11 protein-coding genes and 1 pseudogene are annotated in these 12,387 nt (G+C 43.0%); 4 read left to right on the forward strand and 8 right to left on the reverse strand.

What is annotated here, in order from left to right:
* Nucleotides 1-586: 586 nt before the first annotated feature.
* From ACYTXL_RS34100 to ACYTXL_RS34115, 4 genes are all read right to left on the reverse strand, one after another.
* A complete protein-coding gene (locus tag ACYTXL_RS34100) occupies nucleotides 587-1,351 on the reverse strand; it encodes an ABC transporter ATP-binding protein (RefSeq protein WP_461928445.1) in 765 nt (254 codons plus the stop codon).
* A gap of 376 nt (nucleotides 1,352-1,727) precedes the next feature.
* Nucleotides 1,728-2,393: a glutathione S-transferase family protein gene (locus ACYTXL_RS34105; protein ID WP_461928446.1), complete on the reverse strand. Its 666-nt coding sequence runs from the start codon at nucleotides 2,391-2,393 to the stop codon at nucleotides 1,728-1,730.
* Between the two features lie 114 nt (nucleotides 2,394-2,507).
* Complete coding sequence (locus tag ACYTXL_RS34110) at nucleotides 2,508-2,672, reverse strand: hypothetical protein (protein ID WP_461928447.1); 165 nt, start codon at nucleotides 2,670-2,672, stop codon at nucleotides 2,508-2,510.
* Between the two features lie 96 nt (nucleotides 2,673-2,768).
* Complete coding sequence (locus ACYTXL_RS34115; protein ID WP_461928448.1) at nucleotides 2,769-3,806, reverse strand: NADP(H)-dependent aldo-keto reductase; 1,038 nt, start codon at nucleotides 3,804-3,806, stop codon at nucleotides 2,769-2,771.
* 301 nt (nucleotides 3,807-4,107) lie between these two features.
* On the opposite strand from ACYTXL_RS34115, the gene ACYTXL_RS34120 reads away from it, so the two are divergent.
* The gene (locus ACYTXL_RS34120) at nucleotides 4,108-5,136 is read left to right on the forward strand and encodes an isopenicillin N synthase family dioxygenase (protein ID WP_461928449.1); all 1,029 of its coding nucleotides are present in this window, start codon (nucleotides 4,108-4,110) and stop codon (nucleotides 5,134-5,136) included.
* Nucleotides 5,137-5,155: 19 nt separating this feature from the next.
* Here ACYTXL_RS34120 and ACYTXL_RS34125 read toward each other — a convergent pair whose 3' ends face one another.
* The 4 genes from ACYTXL_RS34125 to ACYTXL_RS34140 all read right to left on the reverse strand — a co-directional run bounded on the left by ACYTXL_RS34125 (nucleotide 5,156) and on the right by ACYTXL_RS34140 (nucleotide 9,483).
* Nucleotides 5,156-5,497: a 4Fe-4S binding protein gene (locus tag ACYTXL_RS34125; RefSeq protein ID WP_461928450.1), complete on the reverse strand. Its 342-nt coding sequence runs from the start codon at nucleotides 5,495-5,497 to the stop codon at nucleotides 5,156-5,158.
* 13 nt (nucleotides 5,498-5,510) lie between these two features.
* Nucleotides 5,511-7,208, reverse strand: a complete 1,698-nt coding sequence (locus ACYTXL_RS34130) for an FAD-dependent oxidoreductase (protein ID WP_461928451.1) — start codon at nucleotides 7,206-7,208, stop codon at nucleotides 5,511-5,513.
* A 389-nt stretch (nucleotides 7,209-7,597) separates the two neighbouring features.
* Complete coding sequence (locus ACYTXL_RS34135; protein ID WP_461928452.1) at nucleotides 7,598-8,821, reverse strand: glutathione S-transferase family protein; 1,224 nt, start codon at nucleotides 8,819-8,821, stop codon at nucleotides 7,598-7,600.
* A gap of 5 nt (nucleotides 8,822-8,826) precedes the next feature.
* The gene (locus tag ACYTXL_RS34140; RefSeq protein WP_461928453.1) at nucleotides 8,827-9,483 is read right to left on the reverse strand and encodes a class I SAM-dependent methyltransferase family protein; all 657 of its coding nucleotides are present in this window, start codon (nucleotides 9,481-9,483) and stop codon (nucleotides 8,827-8,829) included.
* Nucleotides 9,484-9,802: 319 nt separating this feature from the next.
* On the opposite strand from ACYTXL_RS34140, the gene ACYTXL_RS34145 reads away from it, so the two are divergent.
* The 3 genes and pseudogenes from ACYTXL_RS34145 to ACYTXL_RS34155 all read left to right on the forward strand — a co-directional run.
* Entirely contained in the window at nucleotides 9,803-10,855 is a 1,053-nt protein-coding gene (locus ACYTXL_RS34145) for an ABC transporter permease (RefSeq protein ID WP_461928454.1), read from the forward strand.
* A 64-nt stretch (nucleotides 10,856-10,919) separates the two neighbouring features.
* The gene (locus ACYTXL_RS34150) at nucleotides 10,920-11,852 is read left to right on the forward strand and encodes an ABC transporter permease (RefSeq protein ID WP_461928455.1); all 933 of its coding nucleotides are present in this window, start codon (nucleotides 10,920-10,922) and stop codon (nucleotides 11,850-11,852) included.
* Between the two features lie 163 nt (nucleotides 11,853-12,015).
* Nucleotides 12,016-12,387 (forward strand): annotated as a pseudogene (locus ACYTXL_RS34155) (RNA-guided endonuclease TnpB family protein); the annotation flags it as partial.

Genomic DNA, 12,387 nt, shown 5'->3' on the forward strand with positions numbered 1-12,387 from the left:
AACGACTAGGAGTCGCAGCTACAGCACTTTGCAGGTAAATTAAGTACACATCTTAATATGAGAAATCTTGTGGGGTGGGCATCCTGCCCGCCCTTATGTACCTCATTCAGATGAAATGTGCTGTATATGAACAAAGTCCGCGTAATGCTTGGCAGAAGGCGCAGGCTAGGCGGACTTTACAGCAGAAATTATGTATCTGAACCACATCTGTCGTAGGGGCACAGCAATGCTGTGCCCCTACCGCGTGGTCTATTTACCTGAAAATAGCTGTAACTAAGGAATAAAAATTAAATAAGATACAATTTATATCCCTAGTTTACCTCACCCTCAATCCCTCTCCGATATATTGGAGAGGGAAGCTAGAGACAGGATGAAGTTTTGCATTTTATCGTAAATAAAAGGGTTTAAGACCCCTACGTATACACGTAGCGCGGAGTCGGAGCCACTCCGCCTCCGATCAGTTTCAGTCGGGGTTTAAATCCTCGTCTGAAAATGTCTTTAATTACGAATTACGTTAGCGCAGCGTTAGCGAGTCATCGAGCGTCATTACGAATTACGAATTATTTAATTAATCCACGTTCCTAAGTTATGACACCGCAAGGTGATTCAAGTCGGCTGGGGTGAGGTTGGAGTGTACTATTTCACCATCACGGAACCAAACGATGCGGTGGGTTTTACGGGCAACTTCTGGCTCATGAGTTACCATGACAACGGTGATTCCACTGGCATTGAGTTCGCCAAAAATATCTAAGACTTCTTCGGTTGTGTGCGAATCAAGTGCGCCTGTGGGTTCATCGGCTAGGAGTACTACCGGACGATTAACGATCGCCCGCGCGATCGCTACTCGTTGTTGTTGTCCACCAGATAGTTGAGTTGGTTTGTTGTTGAGGCGATTTGCTAAACCGACGCGCGTCAATGCAACTGTGGCGCGATCGCTTCTTTCTTTTGGATTCACATCAGCATACACCATCGGCAGCATGACATTTTCTAATGCTGTTAGTTGGGGCAATAGGTGGAATTGTTGGAAGACAAACCCCAGCTTTTTATTACGGATGTGTGCTAACGAGCGATCGTCCATCTGGGCTACATCAAGATTATCTAGGTAATAATGTCCGCCTGTGGGACGATCTAGACAACCGATAATATTCATGGCTGTGGATTTACCAGAACCTGATGGCCCCATGATTGCACAATATTCGCCCTGTTCCACAATTAGGTTGACATCATTCAGCGCTCGGATTTCTGTTTCGCCACTACCATAAATCTTGAAAGTGTTTTCTAGTCGAATGATTATTGGTTTTGGTACAGGATTAGGAACTAGAGAATTGGTAATTAAAATAGTGTTTGCCATCAGGATTTAGTTATTAGTTAGTAAGTGGGTCAAATTAAATATAAAACCTTACTCTGCCTCCGGCTTCCCTCTCCGTGAGTTCGGAGAGGGATTGAGGGTGAGGTTTTATCTTATATTTAATTGTGCCTTCCTACTTTATTAATTTTTTCTTCCTTGTCTCCCTTGTCCTTTATTTATCCAGTTTATTATAAGAGTTTTAAAGAGTCTTTGGGTAAGTCCTATGAGTTTATGGGAAACACCTGTAGTCATCGCACCGCCATAGCAGTTTGTAGTGGGGACTTCAGTCCCCAAAACCAAGACTAAAGTCCCCACTACAAACAAACATTTTTCATCCAGCTTGATTAACCGGACATGATATGACTACCAAAAAGCAATGCTAGGCAGCAACAGGAGTAGCAAATCTAGCATATCGCTCTATGTAGAACTCCTTGCTATGAGCGATCGCTACTACAGAATTACGTTCTTTTAAAGCCTTTTTCCACTGACGTAGACGAGTAAATTGTTCTGGTATCGCCAAGCCTCGATAGTGCTTGAGTGCAGGCCAACGCTCAAACCAGGGATAAAAGGTGAAATCAACCAGACTAATGGATTCACCAAACCAGTAAGGGCCGTCTCCTGATAACTTCCCAAAAGCTTCATTCTCGATAAATTCCAGATGTTTATATAGTTCTTGTTTAGCTGCTTCTTGCTGTTGAATATCGGGACTACGCAAGAGAGCAGAAAAAGCCGGAACAAATCGAGTATTAGCAAAATCAATCCAGATGCGAGCCTGGGCTTTAGCGATAGGACTACTGGGTAAAAGCGGCGGATTTGGAAATACCTCGTTGAGATATTCGTTAATTACTGCCGATTCCCAAACTCGGTAATGATTATGTGCGATCGCAGGCACTTTTCCATAAGGAGAAATATCTGTAAATCCCTCCGGCTTGTTCTGCAAATCAATCTCAATCAAATCAAAGTCAATGCCTTTTTCTTGCAATACCAAGCGCGAACGGTGAGCATAAGGGCAAACAAGTGCGCTATATATTTTAATTTCAGCCATGTTGATCTTCCTGTATAAATAGGATTGGTTTATTAGCTTTGGCAATTAATTCAATCCAAAATCTAAGAGGATGTTTGAAAAGTCCTCTTCACGGTAGCAAAACGTTTTAGATTTTCAAACTACTTCTCCTTCTAGATTCAGAAGATATACTTCTCCGTTACTTGTAAGTGGTGTAAAAAGTGTATAACCCTTGAATGCTTTGTCAGGATTATAAGCTCTTAAACCAGTACCACGGCGACGAATAGTATTTTGGTCTACTGATGCTGTTGCGAGCGTCATAGTTTTAAGTTGTTATCATGAATTTTGTACACATTTAGTTTATTCAGATCCCCGACTTCTTGAAGAAGTCGGGGATCTCGCAGCTTCTCAACACTCTTATGGTGCTGGATTCGGATATTGAGTATGAACTGAATCCAATTCAGCCAAGATATCTTGATCAAGAACTACATTGATGCTTTCTATATTCTCTTTGAGTTGTTCTAGTGTAGTGGCACCAATAATCGTACTAGCGACAAACCAACGACTCCGCACGAATGCGATCGCTAATTGTGCAGGATTTAGTTGATGGCGGTTGGCAATTTCTAGATAAGCTGCTACTGCTTTGCTAACATTTGGTTTTAAATATCGCTGACCAAAGTTTTCAAACAAAGTAACTCTTGCTTTCTCTGGTTTACCGTTAAGGTATTTACCAGTTAAATAGCCAAATCCCAAAGGGCTATAAGCTAATAAAGGAACATTTTCGTAATAAACTGCTTCTGCAAGAGCGCCATCAAAAACTCGATTGAGTAAATTGTAAGCATTTTGAATCGAAACAACTTTAGGTAATCCTAATTGTTTAGCTGCGTGACTAAATTGTGCAACACCCCAAGGGGTTTCATTACTTAAGCCGATATAGCGAATTTTGCCTGCATTGATGACATCAGCAAAAACTTCTAGTTGTTCAGTGATCGGAACTGTTTCTCCTACTTGATTAGTGTCGAAAACTGTTTGCCCAAAACGTGGTACATAACGATCTGGCCAATGGATTTGATATAAATCAATATAGTCTGTCTGTAATCTTTTCAGACTATCATCTACAGCTTGTTTGATATTATCCCGATCAATGGCTTTAGCTCCATCACGTAGCCATTTAAAGCCGCGACCAGGCCCCGCAATTTTAGTAGCAACTATTAGTTGATCTCGCTGCTGATGTTTTAACCATTCTCCAATGTAAGTTTCGGTTAAGCCATAGGTTTCAGCACTGGTTGGTACTGGGTACATCTCAGCTGCATCGATAAAGTTAATTCCCTGTTTAATCGCATAATCTAGTTGCTGATGGGCTTCTTCAATAGTATTTTGCTGCCCATAAGTCATTGTACCAAGGCAAATTTCGGAAACTTTTAGGTCACTATTACCTAGTTTATTGTACCGCATATTTCTAGATTATATTTGTTCTTAAATTAACAAGATTTTTACGTACTTGATATCAGACAATAAATTACTCCTTGTTCAGTAGATTATTGCTGTTTGCAGAAATGATCAGAATTATTTAAATAATACTACGGTATTTACATTCAATTACCGGAGTTAAATAAAATTTACAAATTTATACTTAAAATGCTTTGTCTAAATACTTGACTAAGGCTAGCGATCGCCATACCCAACATTATGGTTATCGATATAATTTATTGTGTAGTTTAGTTATTAGTCTACGCACGACTAGGAGAACCGGGGTATGACAATCTTACAAGTTGTGGATAAAGAGTTTTCACAAGTTCCCGTCATTGATATTAGTACATTAGTTTCTCAAACTAGCAACTATTCTGATCTAATTGCAGACCAAATTAGACAAGCTCTCCAAGATTACGGTTTCTTCTATATCGTTGGACATGGAGTTGATGAACAACTACAAAAGCAGTTAGAACATCTCAGCCAACAGTTTTTCGCGCAGGATGTAGAAACTAAACTGAAGATTCCTATGGCTCTTGGTGGTAGAGCATGGCGAGGATATTTCCCAGTTGGGAACGAGTTAACATCAGGTAGACCGGACTTAAAAGAAGGTATTTACTTCGGTGCAGAACTAGAAGAAAATCACCCACTTGTGAAAGCTAGTACACCAATGCACGGTCACAATCTTTTTCCATCCAACATTCCCTATTTTAGGGAAACAGTACTGGATTATATAGACTCAATGACCAAACTCGGACATATCCTAATGGCTGGTATTGCTCTTAGTTTGGGATTAAAAGAATCATATTTTGCAGACCGTTATACAAAAGACCCATTGATATTATTTCGGATTTTCAATTACCCTCCTAATTCCTCATCTCAATCTGAATGGGGTGTTGGCGAACATACAGATTACGGAGTATTAACTATACTCAAGCAAGATAACGTCGGCGGATTACAAGTCAAATCAAAGTCTGGTTGGATAGATGCACCTCCTATACCTGGTTCATTCGTATGCAACATTGGGGATATGCTCGATCGCATGACACGAGGACTGTATCGCTCAACACCCCACCGCGTTCAGAACCGATCAACAAGTAATCGCCTGTCATTTCCATTCTTCTTTGATCCCAATTTCAACATTGAAGTCAAACCTATTGAACTAAACGACGTAGTAGTGAATGATGATCAAAGCGATCGCTGGGATAAAGCTAGTGTTCACGAATTTGACGGGACTTATGGCGATTATATCTTGAATAAAGTCTCCAAAGTATTTCCAGAACTACGACAAAAAGTGCTTAAAAGTGCTGATTGACACTCCCCAAACACCCAAATTAACTTTGATAAGGACGCGGTAGTTGGCGCAGTTTATGAGCCGTATCCAATTCACTATTGTTTTTTCTACCATATCCCCAACCCAAGAGGCGACGATATTCACCCATGATGTCACTTTCAATTAAATCATCCTCATTGACTTCAATATCGCTATGAGATTCAGGCGCAACATATAGCGCATCCGCAGGGCAATATGCCTCACAGATAAAACAAGTTTGACAGTCTTCCTTGCGGGCGATCGCAGGTGGTTGGTTAGGTACGGAGTCAAAGACATTGGTAGGACAAACTTGGACGCACAAATTGCAATTGATACAGAGTTTATGGCTGACAAGCTCAATCATGATCCTGCTCCTGTTACAATTTTGATACAGTTGGTGTGATTTGAGTAGTGATTACTGGTGGTGTAGCGTAGACGCTTTGCGGCTTGTCGCCAGACATGGTATCCGTAATCCAATCACGCCTCACCCAGAGCTTATCTAAGCCGCCTGTTGCTTGGTAATAACGCTGATTTGGATCGGTTTCGGGATAGTCCATGCGAATATGTTCGCTGCGCGTTTCCGTGCGATGTAACGCGCTAAAATATGCCCATCGTGCTACAGCCGTCAGAGCAGCCGCTCGACGAGAAAATTCCACATCGCGCACTGTATCTTGTTTCGGGTTCCCTTGGACTTGCTGCCACAGCGTTTCTAATTTGGCGAGAGAATCCAAAAGTCCCTGCTCAGAACGCAAGTAATTCTTCTCCAACGGGAACATCTGGGCTTGTACACCATGTACGATCGCCTCACTATCGAATTCAGAAGTGGGTGAGGATGGCGATGGGCTACGCCCCGCCAAAGGCGATCGCAATCCCACTTGACCAGCAGGACGCGTAACCCGTTCATTTGCATGAGCGCCCAGACTCTTGGCAAAGTCCGCTGCCCCAACTCCAGCCCATTGCCCTGTGGAGATTGCCCAGGCAGCATTGGGGCCACCACCCCCAGAAGCTAAACCGGCTAAAAACTCCCGCGATGCAGCATCACCGGCAGCGTAGAGTCCAGGAACCTTTGTCGCGCATTGATCATTCACAATCCGAATCCCACCAGTACCACGGACTGTACCCTCTAAAACAAGTGTCACAGGCACTCGTTCTGTATAGGGGTCAATACCAGCTTTTGTATAGGGTAGAAAACTGATGAAATGAGACTTTTCAATCACTGCTTTAACTTCCGGCGTAGCTTTATCCAAACGAGCATAAACGGAGCCTTTCATCAGGGCATTAGGGAGAAACGATGCATCGCGACGACCATTGATATAGCCACCCAGATCATTGCCTGCTTCATCGGTATAACTAGCCCAACCGAAAGGAACACCCCTAGTTACAGTGGCATTGAAAGCCGTTGAAATGGCATAGTGATTAGAAGCTTCCATACTAGAAAGTTCACCACCAGCTTCCACTGCCATCAGCAGTCCATCACCTGTATTGGTATTGCAACCTAATGCTTTACTCAAGAATGCACAACCGCCATTCGCTAAGACTACTGCACCAGCGCGAACGATATAGGTACGATGATGCTGCCTCTGCACACCTTTTGCTCCAGCTACTGAGCCGTCGTCAGCCAATAAAAGCTCTAGAGCCGGACTTTGATCGAGAATCTGCACACCAACACGCAAGAGGTTTTTGCGAAGTACCCGCATATATTCAGGGCCATAATAACTCTGACGCACAGATTCCCCATCTTCTTTAGGGAAACGATAGCCCCAACTTTCTACTAGGGGCAAACTCAGCCAAGTTTTTTCGATAACACGCTCGATCCAACGTAAGTTAGCGAGGTTTTTTCCTACACGATAACGCTCCGATAAAACTTTGTCCCAATTCTCTGGAGAAGGGGCCATGATGCCATTGCCACTAGCAGCAGCAGCACCACTCGTACCCAGAAAACCTTTATCAACAATGATGACTTTGGCACCTTGGGATGCGGCTGCCCAGGCTGCCCAGGCTGCGGCAGGGCCACCACCAATTACTAGTACATCAGCAGTTAATTTTAGTTCATTTTCACTATGGACTGTTAGCAATTCCCTTTCCTCAATCAAGTCTCCAAAGTACAGCAGAATTCAGGAGTCAAACAATTTTGGATTTTAGATTTTAGATTGACCCCAAGCAATCAAGTCAGGGGCAAGTCAAGTAATTTTGGATTTTAGATTTCTTCTCGTGTTTAAATTCGCTTGCTCTGAGACCTTTTTAAATTTTGCGGAAAGTTGCGTGGGCGGCTCTGCCGACTTGAGCAAACTTTCCAAGACGGATTTTGAATCTTCTCTACGAGAGGCTTCGCCAACAATCCAAAATCCAAAATTTAAAATCTAAAATTCGGTCAGAAGCGCTCAGACTTTTCGCTGCGTCTCTGCATGTTAGCGTTAGCGGGGCGTAGCCCGGCAAATTCATCTATTCAGCAACGCCCACAAAATTAATAAACAGATGTCAACAATTTATCGATCGCTGCTCGAAACGCGGTTGCTGCACCAGCACTCATATCACGGGGGGCGCAGATGCGATTTCTCAAATATGCGAAAGCGATCGCCCCTACAGCAGCGAAGATAGAATCAACACTGCTATTTTTACCACCCGTCCGACCACCCGGTAAAGTTGCACCATTGCCATGAATGAGATAATCAGCTAGTTGTCGTAGGTGAAAATCAACAGCGTCCTTAACTGTGGTAAAATCACCATCTGCGGCTATTGCTTGGACTCCAGAGTTTTTGATAATATCTGCGATCGCAACTTCTCGATTATCGCTTAATCTCTCAGCTGCTTCGGCTCGATATTGAATTTTCTCACTATCTGCCACATCCAGAGGTAAAGGATTCCCAATCGGTTCTACACCCCATCTGCGACGCAACAGTAAATTATTGGTAATATTATCCGACTTGACTCTCTGATAAGCAGGACGCTGATTAAGTGCGTCAAACCAAGCATTAATCCGAGGAAAGCGAGGATTTCCTTTAAGCTGATATCCCCGATACACAGGTAAATTAGCCGCCAATCTATCCAGATGGGGGCTATATAAAATATCAACTAAGCTAAATGTACTGACAAAGTAAGCGCCGGGATATTTAGCCAAAGCTTGCTCAAGTTCATCTAACTTCGCCTCAAATGCTGCTTGTAAGTTTGCCAACTCATTAGCATCTAGAGGTGCTTCTCTCAGGAATTTGTAAGCAATCTCTCTAAAACCGTTAGTCTCAGCCTCTTCAACCAACTGTCTAGCAACAGCGTTTTCCTCTGGATTTTCCGGCAATAATGCTGGATGTGGAAACCTTTCTTCTAAAGCCAAGAGAATATCTTTGGATTCATATACTAAGTTACCCTCAATTTTTGCTGCTGGCACAAGGGTTGTGGGAACTATGTCAGTGTACCATTTGGGTTTATTACTTAAATCAATAAACTCCGTTGCAAAGGGAATTTCTTTTTCTTCCAGAGCAAACCAAACTCTCTCGCAGAAAGGACACCAGGAATTAGTATCTCGATAAAGCAAGACTGGCGGTTCTGTGTTTGGGGGAAGTTTATCTAAACTGCTGGGTATTGGTGCAGTAGAAGGAGATTGTCCTGTCCTCTTCACCCTACGCGCAGGAGTATTTTTTCTAGCAGTCTCTAAAACTTCTTCCCAAGTTGATACTGTGTTTTGAATAGACATTTTTTTTACCTCGCTTTACTAGGAATGCCGGAAAACACAAATAACTGTTGTTCTTTGGGTGCAGCCAAGTTTTCACCAAGGTAACGATGAAGTCCTACACCCATATCTCCCGTGTCCGTAAGCTTGAAGTTAACTTCCTGAAATCCAGATGCACTTAATATTTTTCGCACATTGTCAGACAAGGGAATACCGTTAGAGTGTCCGCGAGTCCAGATGACAAAAGCACCTGGTTTACTCAGAAAACTCAGGTTATCTAGTAAGCGATTGAGTTCAGCCTCATCAGCCAGATTACCAAAGACACCACACACAATCACGATATTTGCTGGTACTGCTCCTAGATAGTTAGTGGCAAGAGTTGCATCACCATTGATAAACTCAATTTGCTTGGCTAAACCCAAAAACTCTATTGTTGCTCGTCCACGTTCAACTAGATTTGAATTTATTTCAACTAGTCGTGCAGAAACATCCTTCGCACGGGGATGATTTTTTAAAGTTCCTAGTAAATCTCGCCCATCACCCGCGCAAACACTCACTATTCGGATAGCGCCATCTGGTGAGGCATTCAAGCTATAAGCAATATATTCTTGCACGATTTCTAGACGCTGCTGCAATTTTGGCTCAGTGTTGTAGAGGTCGTGCCATTCATACCAATCTTTTGGCATAAGGCGTGATTTCCGTTTGATGCACACTGTGTAGCCATAAACTACGGTTAACTTATCAAGTAGCTGTAGTTTATGGATGAAGGCAGAGTATCACAGAAATTCATATAAAATCAAGTGTTATTAGGAAGGCTCCTAGTCTATTTCGGATGAGTGAAACTGTCTACATCGAAAGTAATATTTTGGGCTACTTTACAGCCAGATCAACCAGAAATCTGATTTTGGCAGCAAACATAGAGATCACAAGAGAGTGGTGGGAGTTTCGCCGAAGTGCATTCACGCTCTACATTAAGCCGACTTACGAGGTGGCAATCATTGGATCATGATCACAAATAAACGCTTTCAACTCCTACTACCAATCCGATCACCGCTAATTGCCATCGCCTCTGCTTTCATCGTCGGTGCCATGCTCATATTACTCGCTGGGGCAAATCCCATCACTGCCTACACAGCTTTATTTCAAGAATCCCTAACTACTTACTTTGGGTTTGGCAACACCCTCACCAAAATGACACCCCTATTATTCACCAGTTTAGGGGTATTAGTAGCATTACGGGCTGGTCAATTTAATATCGGTGGCGAAGGACAAATTTACCTCGGTGCGTTGGGTAGCACTTTAATCGGGTTATATGTGCAAGGATTACCATCTGTAATTCACATTCCCTTAGCACTTGTGGCTGGGTTTGGATTTGGTGCTGTTTGGGGTTGGATTCCTGGTTATCTCAAAGCTGTGCGGGGAGTCAATGAAGTCATCACTACTCTATTACTGAATTATATTGCGGTGAATTTAGTTAGCTACTTAGTGCAAAACCCCTTAAAAGCACCAGCCGCACCTAGTCCTTATTCGCCATTAATTGCTAAAGAAGCACAGTTGCCGATTATTTTACCCCAAAGTTTAGCCCATGCGGGTATAATACTTGCGTTAATGGCGGCAGTCCTTTTGTGGGTATTATTAGCGCGATCGCCTCTAGGATACCAAATCGCCGCCGTTGGTTTTAACCCCACAGCAGCCCATTATGCGCGGATTTCGGTCAAAAATACGATCATGCTAGTCATGGCCTTAGCAGGTGGTTTAGCCGGGTTAGCGGGTGCATCTGAGGTGATGGGGTTGAAGTACCGCTTATTTGAACAGGTGTCATCTGGTTATGGGTTTGATGCTGTGGCGATCGCTTTTTTAAGTCGCGGTAGTATTGGCGGTGTAGTGTTGACTTCTTTATTTTTTGCCGCCTTGCGTAGTGGTGCAAATGTCATGCAACGTAGTGCGGGTGTGCCAGTGACTATAATTTATGCAATTCAAGGATTAACTGTATTATTCATTGCCATCAGCCTCGCCGTAGAAAGACGAATAAAAACCCAAAGTAACGCTGAGGTTTAACGCGAAAGTTTCTCTGCGATACTCTGCGCTTCCCTTAGCGTCCCTCTGCGTTTAAAAAAAAACTATGAATAACCTTAACTTCCTCTCTGATTACTTAATTGCTAGCTTAAACTTAGCAGTACCCCTAGCATTTGCTGCCCTTGGTGGAATGTACTCCGAACGTTCAGGAGTGCTAAATATTGCCCTCGAAGGGATGTTAATAACTGGTGCTTTTTCCAGTGCCGCCGCTACCTTTTATACTGGCAACCCTTGGCTTGGTGTTCTCTGTGCGTTGATTGTTGGGGGATTAGTCGGTTTACTTCACGCTTTTCTCTGTGTCACTTTATATGTTAATCAGTTAGTATCAGGGTTAGCGATTAATCTAGTAGCTGCGGGGTTGACATCGTTTTTAGCGCGGTTAGTATTTCATGGCAGCAGTACTCAAAGATTACCAGGAATTGAGCCTATAGTAATTCCTGGTCTTGCAAACATACCTATACTTGGCTCTCTGTTGTTCCAGCAAGATGTTCTTGTATATTTACTGATAACTCTAGTTGCTGTCAGTATCTATATTTTCTTTCATACTAGCTTTGGGCTGACTTTGCGGGCGGTAGGCGAATATCCCCAAGCTGCTGCGACGGCTGGGCTTTCAGTATCAAGGGTGCGATATTTGGCTGTAGTAGTCAGTGGTTGTCTTGCCAGTTTAGGAGGGGCTGATCTGACTTTGGTGCAAATAAAATTTTTTACCGAAGGGATGAGTGCAGGTAAAGGATTTATTGCGATCGCTGCCTTAATTTTTGGTAGGTGGCATCCTTTAGGTAGTACTTTGGCTTGTTTTTTATTTGGTGCTACGGAAGCTTTACAGTTACAAATTCAAGCTTTTGGTGCAAATATTCCTTATCAATTTTTAGTCATGTTACCATACGCGATCGCTTTATTTGCATTACTAGGATTAGCCGGTAAATCTATACCGCCCCAGGGGTTAGGTGTTCCTTACAAGAAACTGACGGGAGCTTGAAAGCCCTGGAGGAACAGGCACGTAGTGCCGTATTCCGTGCTTTAGACCAGGGATGAAAAGCGACTCGGTAGGCAATATCCAACTCTAAATATTGTACAAAGTTTTCAAATTGCCCCGAATATCTTACACCGACCGTGGTAGTATAAAGTAGGAGGTCAAAACAATGCTTGTATTTGAGTTCAGAGCTTATGGGAAGTCAGCGCAGTTTGCAGCAGTAGATGACGCAATTCGTACTGCCAAGTTCATCCGCAATAGTTGTATTAGGCTATGGATGGACGTTAAAGGTACGGGTAAAAACGATTTGCAGAAATATTGTGCTGTACTTGCTGCTAATTTCCCGTTTGCTGACGAACTTAATTCAATGGCTAGACAAGCCTCTGCTGAACGAGCATGGTCTTCTATTTCTCGGTTTTATGACAACTGTAAAAAGGGTATTCCAGGTTTAAAGGGGTATCCCCAGTTCCAGAAAGATTGTCGCTCGGTTGAATACAAAACATCAGGATGGAAGCTTGCAGATAATCGTAAATCCATAGCT

The sequence above is a fragment of the Nostoc sp. genome (assembly GCF_054880495.1).